The 26095-nt window shown below is 62.1% G+C and carries 23 protein-coding genes; 14 read left to right on the plus strand and 9 right to left on the minus strand.

Features of this window, described 5'->3' with window-relative positions; all coding sequences use genetic code 11:
* Nucleotides 1-22 precede the first annotated feature (22 nt).
* Entirely contained in the window at nucleotides 23-1528 is a 1506-nt protein-coding gene (locus M2396_RS04415; protein WP_259073372.1) for a PLP-dependent aminotransferase family protein, read from the minus strand.
* Between the two features lie 92 nt (nucleotides 1529-1620).
* Here M2396_RS04415 and M2396_RS04420 point away from each other — a divergent pair, with 92 nt between their 5' ends.
* Nucleotides 1621-2850, plus strand: coding sequence for a benzoate/H(+) symporter BenE family transporter (locus tag M2396_RS04420; RefSeq protein WP_259073374.1), 1230 nt, complete (start codon nucleotides 1621-1623; stop codon nucleotides 2848-2850).
* 49 nt (nucleotides 2851-2899) lie between these two features.
* On the opposite strand, the gene M2396_RS04425 is transcribed toward M2396_RS04420, so the two are convergent.
* Together M2396_RS04425 and M2396_RS04430 are read right to left on the minus strand one after the other, a co-directional pair.
* Complete coding sequence (locus M2396_RS04425) at nucleotides 2900-4267, minus strand: APC family permease (protein ID WP_259073376.1); 1368 nt, start codon at nucleotides 4265-4267, stop codon at nucleotides 2900-2902.
* A 138-nt stretch (nucleotides 4268-4405) separates the two neighbouring features.
* Nucleotides 4406-5788: an aspartate aminotransferase family protein gene (locus M2396_RS04430; RefSeq protein ID WP_259073377.1), complete on the minus strand. Its 1383-nt coding sequence runs from the start codon at nucleotides 5786-5788 to the stop codon at nucleotides 4406-4408.
* A gap of 241 nt (nucleotides 5789-6029) precedes the next feature.
* On the opposite strand from M2396_RS04430, the gene M2396_RS04435 reads away from it, so the two are divergent.
* Together M2396_RS04435 and M2396_RS04440 are read left to right on the plus strand one after the other, a co-directional pair.
* A complete protein-coding gene (locus tag M2396_RS04435; protein WP_259073379.1) occupies nucleotides 6030-7520 on the plus strand; it encodes an aldehyde dehydrogenase in 1491 nt (496 codons plus the stop codon).
* Nucleotides 7521-7553: 33 nt separating this feature from the next.
* On the plus strand, nucleotides 7554-8405 hold the full coding sequence (locus M2396_RS04440) for a response regulator transcription factor (RefSeq protein ID WP_150569098.1): 852 nt from the start codon (nucleotides 7554-7556) through the stop codon (nucleotides 8403-8405).
* A 9-nt stretch (nucleotides 8406-8414) separates the two neighbouring features.
* Here the strand turns inward: M2396_RS04440 and M2396_RS04445 are convergent, their stop codons facing one another.
* Genes M2396_RS04445 through M2396_RS04455 form a run of 3 tightly spaced genes read right to left on the minus strand, consistent with a single transcriptional unit; the run spans nucleotide 8415 to nucleotide 11462 of the window.
* The gene (locus M2396_RS04445; RefSeq protein ID WP_259073382.1) at nucleotides 8415-8906 is read right to left on the minus strand and encodes a DUF1543 domain-containing protein; all 492 of its coding nucleotides are present in this window, start codon (nucleotides 8904-8906) and stop codon (nucleotides 8415-8417) included.
* A 44-nt stretch (nucleotides 8907-8950) separates the two neighbouring features.
* Complete coding sequence (locus tag M2396_RS04450) at nucleotides 8951-10204, minus strand: arsenic transporter (RefSeq protein WP_188036097.1); 1254 nt, start codon at nucleotides 10202-10204, stop codon at nucleotides 8951-8953.
* 7 nt (nucleotides 10205-10211) lie between these two features.
* Nucleotides 10212-11462, minus strand: a complete 1251-nt coding sequence (locus M2396_RS04455) for an MFS transporter (protein ID WP_181107498.1) — start codon at nucleotides 11460-11462, stop codon at nucleotides 10212-10214.
* Nucleotides 11463-11845: 383 nt separating this feature from the next.
* On the opposite strand from M2396_RS04455, the gene pstS reads away from it, so the two are divergent.
* The 11 genes from pstS (at nucleotide 11846) to M2396_RS04510 (ending at nucleotide 22602) form a co-directional block, all read left to right on the plus strand.
* Nucleotides 11846-12877, plus strand: a complete 1032-nt coding sequence (gene pstS / locus M2396_RS04460; protein ID WP_150569102.1) for a phosphate ABC transporter substrate-binding protein PstS — start codon at nucleotides 11846-11848, stop codon at nucleotides 12875-12877.
* Nucleotides 12878-12944: 67 nt separating this feature from the next.
* Entirely contained in the window at nucleotides 12945-13910 is a 966-nt protein-coding gene (gene pstC / locus M2396_RS04465; RefSeq protein ID WP_101319855.1) for a phosphate ABC transporter permease subunit PstC, read from the plus strand.
* Nucleotides 13910-14803: a phosphate ABC transporter permease PstA gene (pstA, locus tag M2396_RS04470; RefSeq protein WP_101319853.1), complete on the plus strand. Its 894-nt coding sequence runs from the start codon at nucleotides 13910-13912 to the stop codon at nucleotides 14801-14803. Before pstC ends, pstA begins: the two co-directional genes overlap by 1 nt.
* 74 nt (nucleotides 14804-14877) lie before the next feature.
* Nucleotides 14878-15639: a phosphate ABC transporter ATP-binding protein PstB gene (gene pstB, locus M2396_RS04475; RefSeq protein ID WP_217862385.1), complete on the plus strand. Its 762-nt coding sequence runs from the start codon at nucleotides 14878-14880 to the stop codon at nucleotides 15637-15639.
* A gap of 54 nt (nucleotides 15640-15693) precedes the next feature.
* Entirely contained in the window at nucleotides 15694-16395 is a 702-nt protein-coding gene (locus M2396_RS04480; protein WP_101319849.1) for a hypothetical protein, read from the plus strand.
* A complete protein-coding gene (locus M2396_RS04485) occupies nucleotides 16392-17033 on the plus strand; it encodes a hypothetical protein (RefSeq protein ID WP_188036095.1) in 642 nt (213 codons plus the stop codon). The genes M2396_RS04480 and M2396_RS04485 overlap by 4 nt, the downstream gene beginning before the upstream one ends.
* Before the next feature lie 112 nt (nucleotides 17034-17145).
* Nucleotides 17146-17319 carry a hypothetical protein gene (locus tag M2396_RS04490; protein WP_259073391.1) on the plus strand — a complete coding sequence of 58 codons (174 nt, stop codon included), beginning with the start codon at nucleotides 17146-17148 and terminating at the stop codon, nucleotides 17317-17319.
* A gap of 57 nt (nucleotides 17320-17376) precedes the next feature.
* Nucleotides 17377-18474, plus strand: a complete 1098-nt coding sequence (locus M2396_RS04495) for a catalase family protein (protein ID WP_220633722.1) — start codon at nucleotides 17377-17379, stop codon at nucleotides 18472-18474.
* 174 nt (nucleotides 18475-18648) lie between these two features.
* Nucleotides 18649-19158 carry a sigma-70 family RNA polymerase sigma factor gene (locus tag M2396_RS04500; protein ID WP_181107512.1) on the plus strand — a complete coding sequence of 170 codons (510 nt, stop codon included), beginning with the start codon at nucleotides 18649-18651 and terminating at the stop codon, nucleotides 19156-19158.
* Complete coding sequence (locus M2396_RS04505; protein ID WP_259073395.1) at nucleotides 19158-20105, plus strand: FecR domain-containing protein; 948 nt, start codon at nucleotides 19158-19160, stop codon at nucleotides 20103-20105. Before M2396_RS04500 ends, M2396_RS04505 begins: the two co-directional genes overlap by 1 nt.
* Nucleotides 20106-20190: 85 nt before the next feature.
* On the plus strand, nucleotides 20191-22602 hold the full coding sequence (locus tag M2396_RS04510; protein ID WP_259073396.1) for a TonB-dependent receptor: 2412 nt from the start codon (nucleotides 20191-20193) through the stop codon (nucleotides 22600-22602).
* Between the two features lie 93 nt (nucleotides 22603-22695).
* Here M2396_RS04510 and M2396_RS04515 read toward each other — a convergent pair whose 3' ends face one another.
* The 3 genes from M2396_RS04515 to M2396_RS04525 form a co-directional block, all read right to left on the minus strand.
* Nucleotides 22696-23055, minus strand: a complete 360-nt coding sequence (locus tag M2396_RS04515) for a cupin domain-containing protein (protein WP_259073398.1) — start codon at nucleotides 23053-23055, stop codon at nucleotides 22696-22698.
* Nucleotides 23052-23645 carry a GNAT family N-acetyltransferase gene (locus M2396_RS04520; protein WP_191622733.1) on the minus strand — a complete coding sequence of 198 codons (594 nt, stop codon included), beginning with the start codon at nucleotides 23643-23645 and terminating at the stop codon, nucleotides 23052-23054. The genes M2396_RS04515 and M2396_RS04520 overlap by 4 nt, the downstream gene beginning before the upstream one ends.
* A gap of 257 nt (nucleotides 23646-23902) precedes the next feature.
* Nucleotides 23903-26026 carry a TonB-dependent siderophore receptor gene (locus tag M2396_RS04525; RefSeq protein ID WP_259074221.1) on the minus strand — a complete coding sequence of 708 codons (2124 nt, stop codon included), beginning with the start codon at nucleotides 26024-26026 and terminating at the stop codon, nucleotides 23903-23905.
* Nucleotides 26027-26095 lie beyond the last annotated feature (69 nt).

A 26095-nucleotide genomic window follows, 5' to 3' on the forward strand; every position in this document is an offset into this window, starting at 1 on the left:
CAGGTGGCGACAGCGCACTGGGTCAGCCACCTGACTTCAACGCCATGGCCAAACGCGACATGGCCGTCTCGATTTCATGCTCGGTCAGGGACGAGTAGCCCAGCAGCCAGCCTTGCTGCTTGTGCTCGCCCGCGTAGAGCCGGCTCAGGCCAGGCAACTGCACGCCGGCGCTGGCCGCTACGCGGATGGTGTCCTGCTCGCTCCAGCCCGCCTCGAGCAGGCAGGGAATCTGCAGTCCGCCTTGCGGGTGCAGGGCGGTGGCAATGCCTGGCAGGTGCCTGGCAATGGCATCCAGCATGTACAGGCGGCGCCGGCTGTAGAGTTTGCGCATGGCGCGCACGTGGGCGTTGTAATGGCCGTCTTCCATGAAGCGCGCCAGGGTCAGTTGCAGGATCTGCGGGGTATGCCCGTCGATGATGCTGCGGGCGCAGGCAAACGGCTGCACCAGTTGTTCGGGCAGGATCATGTAGCCCATGCGCAGGCCGGGAAACAGGGTCTTGCTGAAGGTGCCGAGGTAGATCGTGCGCTGGTAGCGGTCCAGCCCCTGCATGCAGGCGGTGGGCAGCCCGTCGTAGTGAAACTCGCTGTCGTAGTCGTCCTCGATGATCCATTTGCCGTGCTCGGCCGCCCAGCCGAGCAGCTCCAGCCGGCGCGCCAGCGGCAGGGTGGCGCCGGTGGGGTATTGATGCGACGGCGTCACGTACAGGCAATTGGCAGCGCTGCGATCGGCACGCAGCAGGTCGATGCGCACGCCTTGTTCATCGACGTCGATCGGCACGACCTTGGCCTCGGCCGCTTCGAAAGCTTTTTTCGCGCCAAAATAGCCGGGGTTTTCCAGCAGGATGGGTTTGCCCGCGTCTACCAGCAACTGCGCGCACAGGAACAACGCTTGGCGGGTACTGCTCAGCACCAGAATTTGCTCGGGCTTGCAGTTGGCGCCGCGCTCGAGGTTGAGGTACGTGGCGATGGCCTTGCGCAGCGGCTCGGCACCCTGCGGGTCACCATGCAGCAAGACGTTGCCGCGGTAGTCCTTCATGACCTGGCGTTGCAGGCGCTCCCAGGTCTCAGTGGGGAAGCTGCGGGTTTCCGGCAGGCCTGTAGCAAAGGCCTTGATCGCCTGCTGGTCATGGATGCCGCCGCTGGCGAGGATCTGCTGGCCGCGCTGGCTCAGCCCGGCCGCTTGCGTGGCGGCTTGAGCACGGCGTGCGTCGCGTTGTTGCATGCGCCGGCGAGCGGCGCCATGCAACTCGCTGCCCAGGGTTTGCGCGACGTAGCTGCCGGCGCCGCCGCGGCGGTTGATGTAGCCATCGCGCTGCAACTGCACATAGGCGTTCTCGACGGTGTCGCGGGACACGCCGAGCGAGCGCGCCAGCACTCGCGTGGCGGGCAGCTTCAGGCCGGCACTCAGCGAGCCTTCGAGAATCAGTGCACGCAGTGAACGCTGGATTCGCTGGTGCAGATCGAGGCTGGCAAATTCGCTGTCGGCCAAGCGCATCTGCAGGGTTTCAAGTTCGAACGTTTTTGCCATGTGGTCTGCCCTGACTGCATGAATTGGCCTGAAGCGGCAGGCCAGTCTATCCGTAGACTCTGCGCCTCGCCACTGCCTGGAGCTTGTTCACCATGTCACTCAATGCCTCTCGCTCGTCACTGCGCCCGAGCGATCTGCTGCACCCGATCATTGCCGGTCTGGTATCGGTCATCGTCAACTATGGCGGCACCTTCATCCTGGTGTTCCAGGCGGCCAAGGTGGCCGGCCTGAGCCCTGAGCTGACGGCCTCGTGGGTCTGCTCGGTGTCCATTGGCGTGGGCGTTACCGGGATGTACCTGAGCTGGCACTATCGCGCACCGATCATCACCGCCTGGTCGACGCCGGCTGCGGCGTTTCTGGTCGTCGCGCTGGCAACTACGCCTTATGCCGAAGCGGTAGGCGCCTACATGGTCTGTGCCGCAGCCTTCGTGCTGCTGGGCTGTTCCGGCTGGTTCGACAAGGTCATTGCACTGATTCCACCCGGGGTAGCAGCAGGGCTGCTGGCCGGGATTCTGCTGCAGTTTGGCATTGGTGCGTTCAGCAGCGTCAGTCTCGATCCGCTGCTGGCCGGGCTGCTGATTGCCTGCTACCTGCTGCTCAAGCGCTTCACTGCGCGTTATGCAGTGGCCGGCATTCTGCTGCTGGGGTTGAGCTTTTTGCTGGTGCAGGGCCGGCTTGACCTGTCCGGCCTGCACTGGCAACTGACCGAGCCGGTGTTCACCGTGCCGCAGTTCTCGTTCAATGCGCTGCTGAGTGTGGCTTTGCCGCTGTTTTTGATCACCCTGACCGGGCAGTACATGCCGGGCATGCTGGTGTTGCGCAACGATGGCTACGACACCAGCGCCAGTCCCATCGTGACGGTGACCGGGCTGGGTTCGCTGTTGATGGCGCCGTTCGGCTCGCATGCGTTCAACCTGGCAGCGATCACCGCGGCCATCTGCACCGGCAAGGAAGCCCACGAACAGCCGTCCAAGCGCTGGATCGCCGGCATCGCCGCTGGCTTGCTATATGTGTTGGTAGGGATGTTCGGGGCGACCCTGGCGGCGCTGTTCATGGCCTTGCCGGCAAGCTTCATCACCACCCTGGCCGGGCTGGCCTTGCTGGGCACCATCGGCGCCAGCCTGGCCAGCGCTACCGCCAGTGCGAAAACCCGTGAAGCGGCGTTGATCACCTTTCTGGCCGCTGCCGCCAACATTACCTTGCTGGGTATTGGCGGTGCGTTCTGGGGCTTGCTGATTGGTCTTGCTGCGCATGCGCTGCTCAATGGGTTCAACACCACCGGGGCGCGCGCCGTGGGGAGCAAGGCTGCGGTCACTCGCTGACGGCTTTGCCGTAGGCCGACCTGGACAGCGCTGCCGCGCTGTTCGTTGGTCACTCAGCCAGCTGCAACTCCGGCAGCTTGACCTGGAACGCCCGGGTCAGCCCAAGCAGGCACAGCAAGCCCAACCCCATCCAGCTCAAGCCGATCGCGAATGACATGCTCGACAGGCTGCTCCACAGCCACAAGGTGCTGAGAAAACCCAGTGCCGGAATGGCCCCATACAGCAGGTAATTGCGCGTACCGCGCAGTTGCTGGTCGACCAGGTAGTGTTTGACCACCGCCAGGTTCACCGCAGAGAAGGCAAACAGCGCGCCGAAGCTGATCATGTTGGCCACCGTGTCCAAGGTCAGCACCAGTGCCAGCAGAGACATCACACTGACCAGCATGATAGCGCTGGCCGGCACCCGCTTTTTCGTCCGCAACCGGCCGAACACCCGCGGCAGCGCGCCGTCGCGGCCCATGGCGAACAGCACCCGCGACACGCTGGCCTGGGACACCATCGCCGAGGCAAAGCAGCCAGCGACATAGGTGGCAGTGAAGGCGCTGACCAGCAGCTCGCCGCCGACCCGGCGCATGACATCCACCGAGGCCGAGTCGGGGTCGGCAAAGCTGGCCCAGTCGGGGAACACTTGCTGGGCAAAATACGACACCAGCAAGAACAGCAGGCCGCCGACCAGCGACACCACCATGATCGCCAGCGGGATGCGGTACTGCGGGTTGCTGGTTTCCTCAGCCATGGTTGAAACCGCATCGAAGCCGAGGAATGACAGGCACAGCACGGCCGCGCCGGTCATCACCAGCGGCACACTGAAACCGTCGTGGTAGAACGGCTTGAGCAGCGACACTGGCTCGCCCTGGCCACTCAGGCTGCTGACCGACAGCGCCACGAAGACCACGATGAACACCAACTGCACCACTACCAGAATCCAGTTGACCCGAGTGATCGACTCGATGCCGATCAGGTTGAGAAAGGTCACCAGGCTGATCGAGCCGAGCACCCAGACCCAGGCCGGCACCGCCGGGAAGTACTCGGACATGTAGATGCCGATCAGCAGGTAGCTGAGCAGCGGCAGGAAGATGTAGTCGAGCAGCAAAGTCCAGCCGGCGATGAAGCCGAAGTAGCTGCCGAAGGCTTTACGGGTGTAGCTGTACACCGAGCCAGAATAGGGATGGGCCTGGACCATGCGGCCGTAGCTGTAGGCGGTCAGCAGCATCGCGCCGAGGGTCAGCAGATAGGCCGTGGGCAAGTGCCCTTTGGTCATCTGGGTGACCAGGCCATAGGTGGTGAACACGGCCAGCGGGACCATGTAGGCCAGGCCGAACAGCACCAGCGCGGGCAGGCCCATGGATTGGCGAAAGCGGCGAGCCGCCGGGGCTTGCGCACAGTGAGTGTCGGCTGAGCTTGTTGTTATAGTCATTGCGAACTCCTGGAAGGCGAATACAGGACGCTGCAGTAGGCGAGGTGTACTCGCTACCGGTGATGAAGCCGTATCGAGAGGGGGCGCAGCGCTGCACGCAAGGCGCCCAGCCGGATCGGGCTGGGCGTTGCGCTCGGGTCAGAGGCGGCCGATGCTGCGCGCGGTGCGGTCGACGGCCAGTCGGGTTTTTTCGACCAGCTCATCAAGCTCGCTGCGGCTGGCGATCAGCGCCGGGGCCATGATCATGCGGCCCAGCGTCGAGCGGATGATCACGCCTTCCTCAAAACCATAGGTGCGGCACTGCCAGGCCAGGTCGTTTTCATTGGCGAAGCGTTTGCGGGTTGGTTTGTCCTCGGCGAACTGCAACGCCGCCAGCAGGCCAGTGCCCTGAATCTCGCCAATCAGGGGGTGCTCGGCAAACGACTCACGCAGGAGTTGCTGCAGATAAGGACCGGTGTCGTCCTTGACCTGGCGCACGATGCCTTCGTCACGCAAGGCCTTGAGGTTGGCCACCGCCACCGCTGCGGCAACCGGGTGGCCGGAGTAAGTCAGGCCGTGGGCAAATACACCGCCGCGCTCGACCAGCGCCTCGGCGATGCGCTTGCTCAACACCAGCCCGCCCATGGGGATATAGCCGCTGGTCAGGCCCTTGGCGATGGACAGGGTGTCGGGCTCGAAGCCGAAGTGCTGGTGGGCGAACCATTCGCCGGTACGGCCAAAGCCGCCGATCACCTCATCGGCGCACAGCAGCACGTCGTACTGGCGGCAGATGCGCTGGATCTCGGGCCAGTAGCTTTCAGGCGGAAAGATCATGCCGCCGGCGCCCTGGAACGGCTCGGCGATGAAACCAGCGACGTTGTCCGCACCCAGTTCGAGGATCTTTTCTTCAAGCTGCAGCGCGCAGCGTCGGCCGAATTCGGCGGGTGTCAGCTCGCCGCCGTTGGCGTACCAGTACGGCTCGTCGATGTGGGCGATGTCGGGGATCATCCCGCCCATCTCATGCATGAACTTCATCCCGCCCAGCGCGGTGGCGGCCAGGGTCGAGCCGTGGTAACCGTTCCAGCGGCCGATCATGACCTTCTTCTGCGGCTTGCCCAGCACCTGCCAGTAACGGCGCACGGTGCGGATCAGTACTTCGTTGGCTTCGGAGCCGGAGTTGGTGTAGATCGCGTGGCTGTAATGGCCCGGCAGCAGGCTGAAGAGCAGTTCGGACAGCTCGATTACCGCCGGGTGAGTGGTGTGGAAGAACATGTTGTAGTACGCCAACTGATCCATCTGCGCGGCAGCGGCGCTGGTCAGGTCCTTGCGGCCGTAGCCCAGTTGCGTGCACCACAAGCCGGACATGCCATCCAGATAACGGTTGCCGTCGTTGTCCCACAAATTCAAACGCTCGCCGCGGACCATCACCCGCGGCCCTTCGGCGTTGAGGGCCTTTTGATCGAGAAACGCATGGATGTGGTGGGCCGCGTCGGCCTTTTGATAGTCCTGGGTGTTTCGTTGCGGGATGAAGGGTGCGTTCATGACGTTTGTTCTCTTTTTTGGGAGTCGCGCAGGGCGGATGCAACTGAAGTCCCGGAAATGCTCCCACACCTCGAAAACCACCGAAATCACCCTTTGGGGTGAGCTGCGAGCTGGTGTGGCTGCAGAGCTTTTTCATGGGTCCGGACCACATTTTTGCGAATTTGCCTGCCGCTGCGAGTGGCGCACGATTGTCTCCAGTCAATAACAACGGACCGGCAAACGGTCGCAAGAGGAGTGCAGCGTGTTCGACCTCAACTACTGGCAACAGCGGGCCCAGCGCCAAACCTTCATCGACACCGCGCTCATCGGCGGCCGGGCGGTGCAGTCGTCTACAGGTGCGACTTTTACCGCTATCAACCCCTCAACCAATCAGGTGTTGGCGCAGGTTGCCGCCTGCGGTGAGCGTGAAGTGGACCTGGCAGTGCGTTCTGCGCGCCAGGCCTTCGACCAGGGGCCGTGGGCACGCATGTCGCCAGGTGAGCGCAAGAAGATCCTGCTGAAACTGGCCGAGCTGCTGCTGGTGCACCGTGAAGAGTTGGCCTTGCTCGACTCGCTGAACATGGGCAAGCCGGTGATGGACGCCTACAACATTGATGTGCCGGGCGCAGCCGGGGTGTTTGCCTGGTATGGCGAGGCGCTGGACAAACTCTACGATCAGGTCGCGCCGACGGCTGCCAACACGCTGGCCACCATCACCCGCGAGCCACTGGGCGTGATCGCTGCGGTGGTGCCGTGGAACTTCCCCCTGGACATGGCGGCCTGGAAGCTGGCGCCGGCACTGGCTGCCGGGAACAGCGTGGTGTTGAAGCCTGCCGAGCAGTCGCCGTTTTCCGCCTTGCGCCTGGGCCAGTTGGCTTTGGAAGCGGGCATTCCAGAAGGGGTACTCAACGTTGTCCCGGGCCTCGGCGAGCAAGCCGGCAAAGCCTTGGGGCTGCACCCGGATGTCGATTGCCTGGTGTTCACCGGCTCGACTCAGGTGGGCAAGTACTTCATGCAGTACTCGGCCCAGTCCAACCTCAAGCAGGTTTGGCTGGAGTGCGGTGGCAAAAGCCCGAATCTGGTGTTTGCCGACTGCCAGAATCTCGATCTGGCAGCTGAAAAAGCTGCGTTCGGGATCTTCTTCAATCAAGGCGAAGTGTGCTCGGCCAATTCACGGTTGTACGTGCAGCGAGCTATCCACGACGAGTTCGTCGATCGGGTGATGGCCAAGGCGCAGGCGTGGCTGCCGGGTGATCCGCTCAACCCGGCGAGTGCCGCCGGGGCCATTGTCGACAGCGAGCAAACCGCGCGGATCATGCGTGCTATCGGGCAAGCGCAGGAGGAGGGCGCGCAGTTGCGTTGCGGAGGCGAGCAACTGACGTTCAATGGCTCATCCAACTTTATCCAGCCCACTGTATTTACCGAGGTAAAACCGGGCAGCAAGCTGGTCCGTGAAGAGATTTTCGGCCCGGTGCTGGCCGTCACCGCCTTTGACGATGAGGCGCAGGCGGTAGCGCTGGCCAATGACAGTGTCTACGGCCTGGCGGCCTCGGTGTGGAGCGACGACCTCAACCGCGCGCACCGGGTTGCCAAGGCGCTGAAGGCTGGTACGGTGTCGGTCAACACCATGGACGCGCTGGATGTCAGCGTGCCGTTCGGTGGCGGCAAGCAGTCCGGCTTTGGCCGTGACCTGTCGCTGCATTCATTCGACAAGTACACCCACCTGAAAACCACCTGGTTCCAGCTGCGTTAAGCGCTGGCCCAAGGCGCACACGAGACGCCCGTGATGAGTACAGACCGGCTTGGATCCGAACAGTGGTTTCAGCACATGGCACAGGTGACCGATTGCATCGGCACCTCGGCATTTGTCGAGTCGCTGTATTCGGCGCTGAACCTGCTGGCGCCGGCCAATGCCATCACGGTGTTTCTGTTTCCCCATGAAGGCCTGCCGTCGACGCTGTTCGAGCGCGACGATGAGGGGCCGTGGATGCCTGAGGGTAACGTGCGCAAGTATCTGGAAGGCTTCTATCTGCTGTGCCCGTTCTACCGCGCGAGCCTGGAGGGCATTGCGCCCGGCTGCTATCGCCTCAGCGATGTCGCGCCGGACCACTTCAAGCGCAGTGAGTACTACCTGTCGTTCTATCAGCATGCTCGGCTGGAGGAAGAGATCAATTACCTGGTGCCACTCGGGCCGAAGCTGACCATCGCCGTTGCGCTGGCCAGCACCTCGCGATTGAGCAGGCAGCAAGTTGCCGAACTCAAGCGCATCGCACCGTGGGTGCTGGCGGTGGTGCGTCGGCATTGGGGCGACCTGGATGCGCACATGCTTGGCGGGCGTTTCGAGAGTGCGCTGGGGCGGCAGATCAATGCAGCGTTGGTGAAGTTTGGCTCGTCGTTGCTGACCGAGCGCGAATGCCTGGTCGCGCAGTACATGCTGCGTGGGCACTCGATACGCTCATTGGCAGAGCGACTGGGTATCAGCGAGGACACGGTCAAGACCCATCGCAAACACTTGTACGCCAAGCTCGACATCGGCAAGCAGTCCGAGCTGTTCTCGCTGTTTATCGCCTCGGTCGCGCAGGCGCAGGAAGGGTTGAGCAAAGACCCGCTGGAAAGCTATCTGCGCCGTCGGCCCTGAGCGGGTGGCTTAGATAAGGATGTAGTCGCTGCGCTGGCGAATGCCCTGATGCTCGCCCTCGACCAGATGCACATAGCGCCCAGCCAACAGGTCGATCGGCAGGCAATCATCAACGTCGAGTATTGCGTCGGTATGCGGCTTCAACCAGCCAGCGGCCATGCGCTGTTTACCCAACTGCTTGGCCTCGGCTTTGTCCCTGGCAGCCACCAGCAGATAACGGTGCGCTTCGCCGAATACCTGCCGCTCGTAACCGCCCAGATTGAGGAAGAACAAGCGCAGTGCGCCGGGTTGCGGCGCTGCCTGGCTGAACTCGACGCGGTAATTGTCGATGCCGTGCACTTCCAGCCAGGAGTCGATGTGCAGCCCTTTCAGGCTGCCGAACCAGGCATTGCGTAGCTCAGGGTAGAGCTGCTCGAGCGAGTCGCCCTGAGCAAAGACTACATCGTGAACTTCGATGCTGGCGCGCGGATGGCGCCCGCCGAGCATGACAACGTAAAGCATGAATTATCCTCGTGCTGGGCGCTGCGGCTTTCGCCAGCGCCCGCTCAAAACGTCACGGCCCACAGCGCAGCCGCCAATGCCGGCGGCATGACCAGCAAGCCCAGCCGCAGGAAGCGCCAGGCGCTGACATTCTCCCCCTCACGGCGGATGGCTACCAGCCACAGCAGGGTCGCCAGCGAACCGGTGATCGACAGGTTGGGGCCCAGGTCGACGCCAATCAGCAGCGCCGCCGTGGTTTGCCCAGGCAACTGCACCATGTGCCCCATCGAGCCTGCGATCAGCCCGCTGGGCAGGTTGTTCATCAGGTTACTGGCAATCGCCACAGCGACCCCGGCAGCCCAGCTGGCTTGCGCTGGCGACTGTTCGGCGAGTGCCGCCAGGGCATGCGCCAGATGATCGATGACGCCGGTCTGGGCCACGGCTTCGACCAGCACGAACAACCCGGCCACCAAAGGTAGTACGCCCCACGCGACATGGCGCAGCACCGGCATCGGGCTGCGGCGCTGGCTCAGGTGAATCAAGGCGGTGGTGGTCAGGCCAGCGCAGAAGGTTGGCAGGCCCAGCGCAGTGTCCAGCGCCGAGGCGGTCAGCAGCAGTGCCCCGGTCAGGACAATGCCCAGCGCGCACAGCTTGGCCCCGGGAGTCAGCGGCTGCGAGTCGACGGTAAGGGCCAGTGGCTGCATGATCTGTTTACGCTGGGTCAGGCGCAGCACTATGTAGGTCAGGCTGATGGCTGCCAGCGACGGCAGGCTGAACTGCCTCAGCCACTCCAGCAGCGGCGGCATCTGGCTGCCGAAGACCACCAGGTTGGCCGGGTTGGAAATCGGCAGAACGAAGCTTGCGGCGTTGGCGATGAATGCGCAGATGAACAGATAGGGCAGGGGCTCGGCCTTGGCCGCCTTGCACGCCGCATACACCGCCGGGGTCAACACCACGGCGGTGGCATCGTTGGAGAGGAATACGGTGACTAGGGTGCCGACCAGAAACACCAGGTCGAACAAGCGCTGCCCGGAGCCGCGGGCGTGGCTTACGGCATAGCGCGCCAGCCAATCGAACAAGCCTTCCTGACGCGCCAGTTCGGCCAGCACCATCATGCCGATCAGAAACAGGTATACATCACCCCCTTCGGCCATCGCAGCCAAGGCTTTTTGTGGCGCAATCAGGCCGAGCACGGTGAGCAGCAGCGCGCCGCCCATGGCCCAGACGTATTCGGGGATACGCCAGGGACGCAGGATGACGCCACAGGTGGCGAGGGCCGCCACCAACCAGATGATCAGCGCAGTATCAACAACAGGCATGGTGGATTCAGCTTCCTGCCACAGTAGGGACGACCGTCGGCGCTTCGGCCGAGCGGGAGGAGGTTTCCGGCAGCGCGACCAGTACCAGCACGAACGCCGCAGCGGCGATGCCAGCCAGGGTCAGGAAGGCTGCGTCATAACCGGCCGACTGTACCACCAAACCAGCGATGCCCGGGCTTAGTGCAGCGCCGAGGCTGAACACCGCAGTCAATGCGCCGAGGCTGACATTGAAGCGCCCGGTACCCTCGGTCAGGTCCTTGACCACGATCGGGAACAGCGCGCCGAAGATCCCTGCGCCGATGCCGTCGAGCAGCTGCACGCCGACCAGCCAGAAGGGATTGTCCGAGAGGACGTACAGCGCGCCTCGTAGAGGCAAGATCAAGAATCCCACCAGCAGAAACGGCTTGCGCCCCCACTGCTCGGCCTTGGCGCCAACCAGCAGTGCCATCGGCACCATCACCAGTTGCGCCGCGACAATGCAGGCCGAGGTCAGCGGTGTGGCCAGGCGCAGGTCCACCTGGGCCAGCTTCTGGCTTACCAGCGGCAGCATTGCTGCGTTGGCCAGGTGGAAAAGCGCGCAGCACACGGCGAACAGCAGCAGTGTGCGGTTGTGCAGCAGCAGGCTCAGTCCGGCTGGCTGAGTGTCGCCGGTTGGCGTGTGGGACAGGCCACGGGCCAGTTGGTGGTCGATGGCCGCTGCTGGCACCCGTTTGACGGCGATAATGCTGGCGATCGTCAGCGCGGCCATCAGGTAGAACACCACGACTGGTCCATAGAGGTAGGCCAGGCCGCCGGCGAGCAACGCCGAGCAGGCGTTGCCGGCATGGTTGAAGGTTTCGTTGCGCCCCACGCGTCGGGTGAAAGCCTTCGGGCCGGTGATACCCAGGGTAATGGCGGCAATTGCCGGGGCGAACACGGAGCCTGCGATCGCGCTGATGGTCTGGGTCAAGGCCACCAGCCCGAACGATGAGATCAGCGGCAGCAGCAAACAGCTCCCGGTAACCAGCAGTGCCGCAATCGCCACCACGGCGCGCTTGGCGGGCGTGCGGTCGATCAATGCACCCGCCGGTGTCTGCGCCAGCAGCGCGGTGACCCCGGCGATGGTCATGACCAGGCCGATGCTTGCCGGCTGCCATTGATGCACCGCGAGCAGATAGATCGCCAGATACGGCCCCAGGCCATCGCGAACATCAGCCAGAAAGAAGTTCAGCCAGTCGAGCGCACGATCATGAGAGTCGGTTTGCCGGAGGTTGTCCAAGGTTTGAGTCTCGCAGGGGGGGTGTGGGGATGAAGCGTTATCGACACCCGTCAGATCACACCTCACTTGAGCAGAATGACTGGTGTAATGAGCAATAGGTTCCAGACCCACAGCGCCTGTAGGAGCGGCCTTGTGTCGCGAAAGGGCTGCGCAGCGGCCACAGATCTCAGCTTCGCCGCCGAAATCTCCGGGCCCGCTCTGCGGGCCTTTCGCCACACAAGGCCGCTCCTACACAGGTCTGCGTGATGGCGCGAGTCTCGGCCTACCCCAGCACCTCTGAAACGCCTGTTTCAGCGATAAACACTTCGTATGCCACTCAACCGTCACAAAGCTGTAACAAGAGTGCTGCAATGTGTGCGGGCCATCACACGGAGCGCTTTTCCATGATACGCCTGATGAAGTCTGCTGCACTTGCCGTTGCGGTATCTCTTAGCGCCACTTCGGCAACCTTCGCCGCAGAAAACGTGCGCCTGACCGGTTCCGGCGCCAGTTTCCCAGCACCGATCTACCTGACCTGGTTCAAGGATTTCAGCAAGAACACTGCTGGCGTCACCGTTGACTACCAATCCAAGGGGAGCGGGGCAGGGGTTCAGGACTTCCTGAACAAGACCGTCGACTTCGCCGCCAGTGACTCGGCGATGAAAGACGAAGACATCGCCAAGGTCGGCGAAGGCGTACAAATGCTGCCAATGACCGCCGGCGAAATCGTTCTGGCCTACAACCTGCCAGGCAATCCCAAGGGGCTGAAACTGTCGCGTGAAGTGTATTCGAACATCTTCCTCGGCAAGGTCACCCAGTGGAACGACCCACAGATCGTTGCCGCCAACCCGGATCTGAAGCTGCCTGCCACGCCGATCACCGTAGTTGTTCGTGCTGACTCCAGCGGTACCACCGCGGTGTTCACCAAACACTTGTCGGCAATCAACCCTGCGTTCAAAGAAGCACTGGGTGAAGGCAACACCGTCAACTGGCCAGCCACTGACAAGTTCATCAAGTCGCCGAAAAACGACGGCGTAACCGCTACTGTTCGTCAGACCCCAGGCGCCATTGGCTACATCGAATACGGCTTCGCCAAACTGGCCAAGGTCGACTTCGCCCAGCTGGAAAACAAAGCCGGCAAATACGTCGTGCCAAACGCCGAGAGCGGTGCCGAAGCGTTGGCTGCGGTGAAAATGCCGGAAAGCCTGGTCGCTTGGCTGCCGGATCCGGACGGTGCCAAGTCGTACCCGATCACTTCCTACACCTGGATGCTGTTCCGCAAGGACAACGGCAACCCGGCTAAGGCCAAGGCGATGCGTGAAATGGTCGAGTACAGCCTGACCAAGGGTCAGGAGATTGCTGACTCGATGGGCTACATCCCGCTGCCGCCGTCGGTTGTAGAGCAAGTACGCAAAGCTTCCGCAAACATCCAGTAACACTGCCAGGTCGCTGCGGACTGAGCGTTCAGCCCGCAGCGTTTGCTCCCTGTCCCGGAACTCGCCAATGAACACACCTTTTGCCATACCGGATAACCCCGACTCAGCGTGCCGGCCACCGTCCACCAAGGACTTTCTGGTTGACCGCGCCTTCCGTGCGCTCGCCCGCATCGGCGTGGTGCTGATCCTGGCGCTGGTGGTTGCGCTGGTTTTCGAAGTCGGCCGCAAGGCACTGCCCGGCATGGAGAAGCACGGTTTCGACGTGCTGTTCGGCACCGTCTGGGATGTCAACCAGGGCAAGTACGGCATTCTTCCCGCTATTTGGGGCACGCTTTACAGCGCCCTGATCGCTTTGCTGATCGCAGGCTTTTTCGGCGTCAGCATGGCCATTTTCCTGACCCAGGACTTCCTCCCTGCAAAGCTTGCAGCGGTGTTTCGTACCATCGTCGAGCTGCTCGCCGCGATCCCCAGCGTCGTTTACGGCCTGTGGGGCATCTACGTGGTGATCCCGGCGATCCGTCCGTTGACCGCGTGGCTGAACAGCGAACTGGGCTGGATCCCCTTTTTCGGCTCGTCCCTGAGCGGCCCAGGCTTGCTGCCTGCGGCGCTGGTACTGGCCATCATGATTCTGCCGACCATTGCCGCTGTGTCCCAGGACGCCCTGACCAGCGTGCCGATGAAAACCAAGCAGGCCGCCTACGGCATGGGTACCACCCACTGGGAGGCCATCCTCAAGGTGATGGTGCCAGCCGCTGCAACCGGCATCTTTGGCTCGCTGGTGCTTGGTCTGGGCCGCGCCCTGGGTGAAACCATGGCTTTGGCGATGTTGGTGGGCAACGCCAACACCATCACCCTGTCGCTGTTCGCCCCGGCCAACACCCTGGCCGCCTTGCTCGCGCTGAACTTCCCGGAAGCCGGGCCGAACGAGGTCGAGGTGCTGATGTACGCCGCACTGGTGCTGATGTTCATCACCCTGCTGGTGAACGTGCTCGGCTCGATGATCATGCTCTACGCGCAACGGGGTAACAAATAATGACTGACCTCTCGTCGCCAACAGCTGCAGTGCCAAGCCTGCAACGCCGGTTCGAAGGGCGCGCCCTGCGCAGCTTGAGCCTGACCACGCTGGTCTGGTGCACAGCGTTTCTGGCCAGCGTGCCGCTGATTTCCGTGCTGTACATGCTGATCATGCGTGGCGGTGCTCGCCTGAATCTTGAAGTGTTCACCGAGCTGCCACCCACCGGTTTCGAAATGGGCGGTGGTTTCGGTAACGCCATGGCCGGTACCTTTGTCATGGTCGGCATCGCCGCAGCCATCGCAGTGCCAGTGGGCATCATCGCCGCTGTGTTTCTCGCCGAGCTTGGCCCTGAGAGCAAGTTGGCCAACGCCTCGCGCTTTGCTGCGCGGATGCTCACCGGGCTGCCGTCGATCCTGGCTGGGGTATTTGCCTATGCGCTGGTGGTCATGACCACTGGCACCTACTCGGCGCCTGCCGGTGGCGTGGCACTGGCGGTACTGATGCTGCCGATCGTGGTGCTGACCGCTGAAGAAGCCATGAAGATGGTGCCCAAGATCATGAAAGACGCCGCCTACGGCATGGGCTGCACCCGCGCCCAGGTGGTCTGGAAGATCGTCCTGCCCACCGGCCTGCCGGCGATCCTCACCGGCGTCATGCTGGCGGTTGCCCGCGCTGCCGGCGAGACCGCACCGCTGCTGTTCACGGCGCTGTTCAGCAACTACTGGATCTACCATGACGGCAGCCTGGCCGTGATGAACCCGACGGCATCGCTTGCCGTACTTATCTACAACTTCTCCGGCATGCCCTTCGACAATCAGCTCGAACTGGCATGGGCCGCCTCGTTGGTATTGGTGATGATCGTGCTGGTAGTCAATGTCGTCAGCCGTATCTTCGGCAAGCCCAAGTACTGAACTCAGGAGCAACTGAATTGAACGTATCCACTGCGCGAAAAGCCGCTCCGTTTGTCAGCCAGGCACCCGTGGTAATGGACTGCAAACTGGACAAGATTTTCTACGGCAACTTCCTCGCTGTGCGCGACAGCCACGTGCCGATCGAGAAGAACAAGATCACCGGTTTCATCGGCCCGTCCGGCTGCGGCAAGAGTACTGTGCTGCGTAGCCTCAACCGCATGAACGACCTGGTCAAAGGCTTCCGCTTCGAAGGCCACGTGCACTTCCTTGGCCAGGACGTCTATGGCAAAGGCGTCGACCCGGTGGTAGTGCGCCGTTACATCGGCATGGTGTTCCAGCAGCCCAACCCGTTCTCGATGAGCATCTTCGACAACGTTGCCTTCGGTCTGCGTTTGAATCGTTACAAGGGTGACCTCGGCGATCGCGTCAAGCACGCGCTGCAGGGCGCTGCGCTGTGGGACGAGGTCAAGGACAAGCTAAAGGCCAGCGGCCTGTCGCTGTCCGGTGGCCAGCAACAACGGCTGTGCATTGCCCGTGCCATTGCCACCGAGCCCGAAGTGCTGCTGCTGGATGAACCGTGCTCGGCGCTGGACCCGATTGCAACCCGCCGGGTGGAAGAGTTGATGGTCGAGCTGAAGAAGGACTACACCATTGCCCTGGTGACCCATAACATGCAGCAGGCGATCCGTGTGGCTGATACCACGGCGTTCTTCTCGGTGGACATTTCCCAAGGCACACGCACTGGTTATCTGGTCGAGATGGGGCCGACCACGCAGATCTTCGAAAGCCCGCGTGAGCAGCTGACCAATGACTACATCAGCGGCAAGTTCAGTTGATTCGAGCCAGTCTCAGCGCTGTCGCCTTTGTTAAATTGTTTCTCGGGATTACCAATGTCTGCAACACGTCGTCTTGATCTACGCGCTATAGAGCGCGCACTGCGGGAGGTGCAGAGCCGCTTCGGCGAGCTCAGCCAGCACTTCACCGAGCAGCGCGATCCGTTCACCGACGAGGTGCTGCAGAATGTGCTGGAAGGCTATGCCCTGGTAGACGATTATGTTGCCCGCGGCATCGACCTGTTCGACCTGCAGCAGCTGAACCTGATGCTCGAGATCAACGCCACCGTGCTTTGTGGCAGTGACCCGGCACGGCGGGTGGAGTTCGCCCAGCACCTGGCTGCAACTGAAGAACACTTCTTCAACAACGTCGAAGGCGGCATCAAGGATTTGTACAACTGGTACTGCTCGTACCACAGCGATTCGGTGTGGAAGCGCGCAGCCGGTGTGTATGTACGCATCCTCAGCAAGCCGCAACTGTTTATCGAAGGTAACAACCGTACGGGCTCGCTCCTGGTCAGTTACCTGTTGATGCGCGAAGGGCTGCCGCCGTTTGTGCTGACGCTGGACAACGCCGAGGGTTATTTCAACCCGTCCTCGGTCATCCGCAACTCCGCCAAACACGGTGTCAAAGCCTTGTACGAATTGCCCAAGATCAAAAAGAAGTACGCCGCCTTCCTCGAGGCCAAAGCACCGGCCGCTACGGTGTTCTTCCTCAACACGCCGCCTGCGCGCCGTTATCAGGGAACTCACCGATGAGCCGCTCGCCAGTGCTGCAACAGTGCCAGGCCGGCATCGCTCGTGGCTGGCAAGCGGCAACGCGCCTGCTGGGCCGCCCACAGGTTCGTATTTCGTTTGATATCGACGACACCTTGGCCTGCCACCACCACAATTGCCCGGCCGAGAGCAGCAAGCTGCCAGGGTTCATGCATGACTGGCTGGGTGAACCGCTGCGCGCTGGTACTCGTGAGCTGATTCGCGATCTGCGCCGGCAGAATTGCAGCGTGTGGATCTATACCTCGTCTGGCCGCACCCCGGCCTATATCAAGCGCTGGCTGTTGCTGTATGGCATCCGCGTCGACGGCGTGGTCAACAATGACCGGCATTTGCATATGATGGCCGAGCATGGGCTGTCACGGCCACCGTCCAAGCATCCGGGCCTGTTCGACATCGATCTGCATGTGGATGATTCTGACGGAGTTCGGGCTGAGGGTATCGATCACGGTTTCCGCGTCGTGGTCGTCTCTCCGCAGGATGACAACTGGACGCAGAAGGTCCTGGAGGCCACTGCCAAGGTGCATGCGCAGCTGGCTTGGCATCAACCGCAGCGCTACGGCCAGCTGACTCGCCAAAGTGCGGAGCCGCAGTGGTCTGCAAATCAGTCGCTTGGGCAGTAGATCGAGCAGCATCCATTCGTCTGAGTCAACGTCGGATAATTGAACGTCATTCCCGCTTATGGCCCTGAGGTTAGTAGAGGCGAACATTTTCGCCTCAACCTTGGAGGTCACCATGCAAAACAAGCTTTTGCTGGCTGCAGCTCAGTTCAGTACGAATACGCCTTCCTACCAGAGATACGCCGATGGCGTGACACACGAGTTTTTCGGCACCGCTGCAGTGGTGAAAAAAGCCGCCGAGGCGCAGGCCTATGCTGGGCAGCGGTTGAAGGCTGATCTGGGCAAGTAAACTTTTGGCTCTATGAAGATGCCAAGTTTCAGCCGTGAGCTTGGCCGGAGAATTGTGATGAGTGATCAATCCAAAGTAACTGTCGCCACTGCGCCGCTCATGTTCCAGCCCTCGTTCGAGCAGATCCCCGATGACGAGGCGCAGACCAGCAAGGAACTGGCGCAGACGCTTCACGACATCATGGAAAAAACCTTCGCCGATGAGGGCCACGCCAACCGCAGTGTCCACGCCAAGGCCCATGGCTTGCTGCGCGGGCGTGTGGTCGTAATTGGCGACTTACCGCCTGCCTTGGCTCAAGGCGCATTCGCTCGCGCTGGCAGTTATTCTGCCTATCTGCGGTTCTCTACCAACCCCGGCGATATCCTCGACGACAAGGTGTCCACTCCCAGGGGGTTGGCGCTGAAGATTGTCGGCGTTGATGGACCTCGTTTGCCTGGTAGTGAGGGCGAGGTGACTCAGGATTTCGTGATGCAGAACGCCAAGGCTTTCACTGCGGCTGACCCAAAGGCGTTTCTCAAGACGCTGAAACTTCTGGCCAAGACTACTGACCGAGCGCCAGGCATGAAGAAAGCGCTTTCAGCGGTTTTGCGCGGCGTCGAGTCGGTGGTCGAGGCCATGGGCGGGGAGAGCGGCACACTAAAGAGCCTCGGCGGCCATCCGCAGACTCATGTCCTCGGTGAGACCTTCACCACTGTGGTGCCGGTGCTGTACGGTCCTTATTATGCCAAGCTTGCCATAGTGCCTGTTTCGCCCGAGTTGACGGCATTGACCGATCTGAAGGTAGATCTGGACGACAACCCTGACGGCCTGCGTGCGGCTGTTGCCGAGCACTTCAATACACACGGCGGGGTCTGGGAGATCCGTGTCCAACTGGCGACCGATCTGGATAAAATGCCCATCGAGGACGCTTCGGTTGAATGGCCTGAGGATCTCAGCCCGTATCTCACGGTCGCTCGACTGGAGGTCGAAGCGCAGCCTTCGTGGGATGACGCCAAGGTTCATGAAATCGACGATGGCATGGCTTTCAGTCCTTGGCATGGTCTGGCTGCCCATCGTCCGCTCGGGGGCGTAATGCGAGTGCGCAAGCCTTCGTACGAGATGTCGTCGGAGTTCAGGGGTAGCCATAACGGCTGTCCTATTCACGAACCCCGTTAGAAGTGCTGTACGCGCTGGTAGCACTGCATCAGTGCGGGCTACCAGCGAGCAGCGCATGAGCATCCGGCTTACCGCCCTGGTTGAGTAGCTGACCCGGTGGAGGAAATGATCTGGTAACCGACTCTATTGTTAAATAGAATCAATACCATTCATTGAAGTGCAGAGCCTCACCCCATGGTTGACGCCGTTACGCCACCCGATCAGCGCCTGAGCGTCCTGTACCGCGAGCATCGCAGCTGGCTGGAGAACTGGTTGCGCCACCGCGTCGGCAATAGCTGGGATGCGGCCGATCTGAGTCAGGATACCTTCCTGCGGGTACTCTCCAGCGCGCAAAAGCTCGAGGAATTACGCGAGCCACGGGCCTATCTGCTGACCGTGGGCAAGCGTCTGCTGAGCAACTTCTACAGCCGGCGTAGCCTGGAGGCGGCCTACCTCGAAGCGCTGGCGCAACTGCCTGAGGAGTGCGTGCCGTCTCCAGAACAGCGCTGGCTGCTGCTGGAAACGCTACAGGCGCTGGACGAACTGCTGGATGGCCTGCCACGGCTGGTGCGCCGGGCATTTCTCTGGAGCCAATTGCACGGCCTGGGCTATCGCGAGATCGCCGAGCGGCTCGACGTGTCGGAGCGCACGGTCAAGCGCTATATGGCACAAGCCTACGAACACTGCTTGCTGGTGCAGCTTTGATGCGCACGGCGCCCACCAGCGAGATGCAAGAGGTTGCCCGCGCAGCGGCGCGCTGGTTGGCGTTGCTGGAGTCAGGCACGGCCACCGAAGCAGATCACATCCGCCTCCAGCACTGGCGCAACAGCAGCGCCAACCATGAACACATCTGGCAGAAAGCGCAGCAACTGCGCCAGCGATTTGAAGCGCTGCCGCCGGCCTTGGCCATGGCTTCACTGGATCGTCCCGACCTTGCGCGCCGTGCCGCAATCAAGCGCGCATTGGGTATTGCCGCAGTCTTGCCAACCACCTGGTTGATCGCCCGTCAGGTGCCCGTGCAGGTGTGGCTGGCCGATGTGCACACCGCCATCGGCGAACAGAAAACCCTGCAACTGGCCGACGGCAGCCTGCTGCAGTTGAACACCGACAGCGCGGTCAACGTCGACCTGAGTAAGCGTGAGCTGACCTTGGTGCGCGGTGAGATGGCACTCAGGGTGAATGACAGCGCTGGGCTGACCATTCACTTGCCGTACGGTCGGGTTGTGGTTGGCCGCAGTGATGTGTGCGTGCGCCTCAATGACCGCGACTGCCAGATCAAAGTCGCCAGCGGTGCAGCCCAATTACACCCGTTGCAGGGGCCGGCGCTGTTCTTGCGTGAAGGTGAGGAGGTCAGGTTGCGGCCTGGCGGGGCGGGTGAGGTCGGTCGCTTCGATGCTTCGCTGCCCGGATGGCGCGAGGGTGTGCTGATTGCCGAGAACCAGCCGCTGGGCGATTTTCTGCGCGAGCTGCGGCGCTTCCGCCCGGGGTTGTTGCGTTGGGCGCCTGAACTGGAAAGCCTGCGGGTGATCGGCAGTTTTCGCCTGGACGATACCGACCGTGTGCTGTCTCTGCTGGCGGCGAGCCTGCCGCTCGAGGTGCAGTCACGCACCCGCTATTGGGTCACCTTGATGCCCCTCAACGCTCATGTGTAACAAAACTCAGGCGTAACCCATGTCCCTTTTTTTCGCCTCACCGGTCATTCCAGGTAAGTGAACAGAAAACGAGAGCTTGCCCCCTATGTCCATCGTGATGCCTGGCCGTTCAGGCCGTGAGTCTTTGTTGCGCGTAAGCCTGGTGCTGAGCCTGAGTGCTACACCACTTTTCGTCCCGGTCAGTTGGGCCGATGACGTTGACCGGCGCAGTTACGCAGTGTCAGCTGGTAGCCTGGGTGTCGCGCTGACCCGTTTTGCCACGCAATCAGGGGTGAGCCTGTCGGTGAGCCCTGAGTTGGTCAATGGGCGCTCCAGTGCCGGGCTTTCGGGCAGCTACAGCGTTGAGGAAGGCTTCGCCCAACTGCTGCAAGGCAGCGGATTGCGGCTGCAGTCGACAGGCGCTGATGCGTACACCGTGGTGCCAGTAACGCAGGATGCCAGTACCCTGGAAATTGCGCCGACCACGATCAGCAGTGGGCACGTGGCCGATGACGGCGTGCCCTACGCCGGTGGCCAGGTCGCTCGCCGCAACTCGCAGGGCCTGCTTGGCTCGCGTGACTTCATGGACACGCCGTTCAGCATGACCACCTACACCAGCCAGACGGTGAAGAACCTGCAGGCGCGCACCCTCAACGATCTGGTCGCCAGTGACCCCTCGGTGCGCGCGACCAACCCTGCAGGTGGCCGCTTCGAGCAGTTCACCATCCGTGGTTTGAGCCTGTTCAACAGCGATGTTTCCTACAACGGCTTGTACGGTGTATTGCCAACGTATTCAATCGACATGGAAATGGCCGACCGCGTCGATATCCTCAAAGGCCCCAGCCAACTGATCAATGGCATTTCGCCGCGTGGCAGCGTCGGCGGGGGCATCAACGTCGTACCCAAGCGGGCAGGGGACAGACCGCTCACCGAGTTTACCGGCAGCTACGCCTCGGACGGCCAGGCGGGCGGCGCCGTGGATATCGCCCGACGCTTTGGTGAGGGTGATCAGTTCGGCTTGCGCTTCAACGCGGTCAAGCAGTCCGGCGACACCACCTGGGATCACCAGAGCGTCAACCGTGAAATGGCCGTGCTGGGCCTGGATTTTCGCGGTGAAAGGCTGCGCCTGTCCACCGACCTCGGCCACACCCAGCGCGACACGGACGCCCCGCAGGAGCGAGTGCTGATCGGTGCCGACGCCAAGGTGCCAGACGCCAGGGATGTACACCGCAACTACGCCCAGGCCTGGACCAAGGCGCGTACCGAGGACACCTTCGGCACGGTGAACGGCGAATATGACCTGAGCGATTCGCTGATGGCCTATGCCGCGTTCGGCGCGCGCGAGAGCAACCACGACTTTTTGCGCCACAACGTGCCGGTCAGCAATGACGCCGGCGATTTCAGTGTGCTGCCGCGCGATTTTACCCGCGACGAATCGGTGCGCACTGCAATGGCCGGACTGCGCAACTGGTTCACTACCGGCCCGGTCAGCCATGAGCTGAACCTGTCAGCCAGCTACTTCTACATGGACTTCACCAACGGCGGCGCACGCTATGCCGCAAGCCCTAGCAACCTGTACAACCCGGGCGCCATCCCAACACCCGGCACCCCGACCCGCCCTGATGCCGAGGTATACACCGAGAACCGGTTCACCGGCGTAGCCCTGGCCGATACGCTCGGCTTTTTAGACGACCGAGTGCTGCTGACTCTGGGCGCACGCTGGCAGCGGGTCAAAGTCGACGACTGGCGCAATGGCGCGAAAGGCCTTACCGGCTACGACGAGGAAAAGCTTTCGCCGTCGGGTGGTGTGGTGTTCAAGCTCAGCGAGCAGTTGTCGCTTTACGCCAGCTACATGGAAGGCCTGAGCCAGGGCAAGATTGCACCCTCGACCTCGCGCAATTCTGACGACATCTTCGCGCCCTTCATCAGCCGCCAGATCGAGGTAGGCGCAAAGTACGACCTCGGTACCTTCGGCCTGACCGCCAGCGCCTTTCGCATCAAGCAACCTGCCTACGAAACCAACGCTGCCACTCGCGTGTTTGGCCCCAACGGCAAGCGTGAAAACAAGGGCATCGAGCTGAGTGTGTTCGGCGAGCCGCTCGAGGGCGTCCGCCTGCTCGGTGGCGTGATGTTCATCGACAGCGAGTTGACCGGCACGGTCGGCGGCATTGCCGACGGCAACCGCGCCCCGGCCACGCCTGAATACAACGTCAGCCTGGGCGCCGAATGGGACGTACCTGCGCTGCAAGGATTGACCCTGACCACGCGCGGCATTCACTCCAGCTCGCAGTACCTCGACCAGGCCAACAGCAAGAAGATCGACGGTTGGGAGCGCTTCGACCTCGGTGCGCGCTACGCCTTCAAGGTTTCGGACAAGGATGTGACGGTGCGAGCCAGCGTCGAGAACGTGCTGGATGATCGCTACTGGGTTTCGGCCGGGGCGTCGGATGACAGTGAGCCTGGGTTGAGCTTGTCGACGCCGCGGACGTATCTGGTTTCGGCGACTGTTGGGTTTTGATCGATAGGCTTGAAGGGCTGGCCCGGCGCGGGAGTGTGGCGCCGGGCGGGTGTCCGTGACCGCGTCGTGGTCAGGTTGATTTTCGTGCAGAACCTAGCCCGCCGGCACCAGAATCACGAAGTTCTTCCTCATGTCTTCCAGCACAGTCCACTTGCCCTTGGCGCCCGGTTCGATAATGAACGTGTCGCCAGCGGCCAATGTGACCGGGGCGCAGCCCTCAAGCTCGATGACGCAGCGGCCGCTCAGGACGTGGCAGAACTCCCAGACTTTGTAGTCGATGCGCCAAGCGCCGATGCTGGCTTGCCATTCCCCGCAAATGCGACCTTGCTGTTCATCGTGGTAGTACTTGGACGTCAGGGTGTGCGGGGTGCCTTCCAGGACTTCTTCGAAAAAGGGCAGGTCGCGTACCGGTTGGATATCCAGTTCGCGGAATACGGTGAGACTCTTGTTCATTGATTGTTCTCGGGCACGTTGTGGATAGGGCGATACATCAAATGGGCTTCACCGCTCACGCGCAGCATCGGGTGCGCAACGATCTGGCAGGTTTTGACGATTTGAAAACCGTGACGTTCGTAAAAGCGGCGGGCACCGTGGTTTTCCGCATAGTCGATCAGGCATAGCCCATCCAGCCCAGCGTCGTCGGCGCGCTGCTGCGCGTGGCGGAGAAACTCGACGCCCAGCCCCTGGCTGCGCCATGCCTCATCCAGCGCCAGGCTGGAGATGTACAAGGTGTCGGGTATTTCCATGTCGGCATAAGGCGCGAGGACCGGGTCGGCCTCGGCAGGCGCGTCAGGGCTCGCGCGCAACGCATAGCTATGCATCATGCCGATGACGCGTCCGTCGGACGTGGCCATCAGGCAGTTCTTGTAGGAGAAGTCGCCTTGCTCCCTGGCATAGCGAGCCGCACCGACACTCAGCAACGCTTCCCCTGGTGCGCCGAGCTTGCTCCAGATGTAGTCGGCCATGCCCTCCGAAGTCAGTTGAAAGAAGCGCGCGATGTCGTGCGCGTCCGAGGCGTGAGCGGGTCTGAAGTCGATAGACATGTGGGGTGCTTCCATGGGCTCGGGTGGTTAGTTTTGAAGGATTGCGCCTTTAGCAGCGGGCAGGGTAGGCGAGTTGGACGCTACCCATCATGCTCTGGGCGAACACCGTCAGCACGACATGCGACGTTGCGCTCATGCTCAGGGTTATCTGAGGAGTCGCTGTGCCTGGCTATTCTTGATCGGTCGCGCTGCCTTGCATTAGGCAGGTAAGGCCGCGCGCCGCAGCAAGTTGCTTGCTCAGCGCGCGGCGCTGCAGATCACCAGGTGAAGTTCACCGAGGTCAGCAGGGTGCGCTCGTCACCGTAGCTGCAGGCGGTGAAGCTGCACTGTACGTAACGCTTGTCGGTCAGGTTGTTGGCGTTGACGGTCACGGCCCAGTTGTCGTCGATCCGGTAGCGTGCCATGGCGTCGAACAGGGTATAGGCTGGGGTGGCCGAATCGACGCCCGAGGCCTGTGTTGTACCCATGTAACGGGCGCCGGCCCCCACAGTCAGTTGCGCAATGCCCCAGTTGACGAAGTCATAGCTGGTCCACAGGGCTGCCTGGTGGTAGGGAGTCTCGTCGGTACGTTGACCCACTTCGGCGGCAATAGCGCTCTTGGTGGTGCGTGCATCGGTATAGGCGTAGGTAGCGATCATGCTGAGTGCCGAGGTGATATCCGCCTTGGCTTCCAGCTCCAGGCCGCGTGAGCGCACTTCGCCGGTCTGGCGGTACTCTTCGGTGGCTGGATCCTGCTTGAGAACATTGGTCTGGGTCAGCTCATAGACTGCTGCGCTTAGCAGCAGATTGCTGTCCTTGGGCTGATAGCGCACACCCACTTCGTACTGTTTGCCTTCGGTGGGATCAAATCTCTGGCCAGTGACTTCCGCAACGGAAACCGGGAAGAACGACTCGCTATAGCTAATGTAGGGCGCCAGGCCATTGTCCGCCAGGTAAACCAGGCCGGCGCGCCAAGTGGTGGCCTCGTCGCTCTGGCTGGCTTTGGCGTCATTGCGGTGCGCCTTCTGCTGCTGGTCGGCCCAGTCGTGGCGGCCACCCAACTGCAAGACCCACTTGTCGTCGAACTTGATCTGATCCTGGAAATAGACACCTTTTTGCAGCGTATCGAGCTGCGAGCCACGGTCTGTGGCGGGGTTTCTGTTGACCACTACGGGTTGACCATAGTTGTAGCGGCTCAAGTCCAGGCTGGGGGCTGACCCTCGGAAGTTATGCGAGTCGTAAGAGATATCGTAGCCGTCGAAACCGACCAGAGCAGTGTGCTCGACGCTGCCGAGCTGCCACTTGGATACGATGTTGGTATCGGTGGCCAAGGTTCGCGCACGCTCATGGCGATCGCTGTATTGCCGTGCAAGGATGCCGGTATTGGCGGCATTGCGGATAGCAGCCGCGGACGTCTGCGCTTGCAGGTATCTCCACTTCACATCGGACTCGGAATAACGCAGCTTGTGATTGACCGTGAAGTGCTCGTTGAAGTTGTGGCTGAACTCGTAACCCAAGGCCGACATCTCGCCGTTCATGTCGTCGTAGTCCGGCTCGCCGATAAAGTCGTGGCGACCGATAGTGAAAGCACCTTTGCCCACACCTTCGACCAACTGATAGGCCAGAGGCGCGGGGAAACGCGTATCGGTCTTCTGGTAGAAGGACAGCAGCGTAAGCGATGTGTCTTCGTCAGGGCGCCAGGTCAGCGCCGGGGCGATGTAGAACCTGTCGTCGTTCAGATGATCCTGCTGGGTGTCGCTGTTGCGGCTGAGCAGGGTAAGGCGATAGCTGAGGGTGTCGCTACCGGCCAGTGGGCCGCTGAAATCGGCGGAGAGCTGCTTGCGGTCATTGGAGCCCGCCTGCAGATTCAGCTCATGCAGCGGCGCCTCGGTTGGGCGCTTGCTGACGCCGTTTACCATGCCACCGGGCGAGAGCTGGCCGTAGAGCACCGAGGCAGCGCCGCGAATGACCTCGACGCGCTCCAGGCCGTACGGTTCCTGAATGCCGTCGTAGGAGTTGGTCTGCAGACGCAGGCCGTCGCGCAGCGAGCCGCCGGTGGCGGATTCGACCGAGAAGCCGCGGATGCGGAAGCGGTCAGCAGTCCGGTTGAAAGCGGTCGAGCTGGCCGTGAACCCTGGGGTGTAGCTCAGCGCCTGGGCCATCGTTTCCGCCTGGCGGTCACGGATCTCGTCGCTCGTGACTACCGACAGCGACTGCGGCGTCTCGATGATCGGCGTGTCGGTCTTGGTCGCGCTCATGTTGCGTTTGGCGACGTAACCGAGCACATGCTCGGTGGGCCGTTCGATGCTTTGCCCGGTAACATTGGTGGCGTCAATCTCCACGGGCGCGGGTACCGGATTGGCCTCAGCGGCCTGCAGGCTGCCTGAGCCGAGGCTGGCCATGGTCAGTGCCAGTGCGCTAAGGCTGAAGGCTGGGCATCGGGCGAAATGTTCGGGGCTTGGGTGGGTAAC

Origin of the sequence: Pseudomonas sp. BIGb0278 (assembly GCF_024809895.1) — a bacterium.
Taxonomy (GTDB): domain Bacteria; phylum Pseudomonadota; class Gammaproteobacteria; order Pseudomonadales; family Pseudomonadaceae; genus Aquipseudomonas; species Aquipseudomonas shirazensis.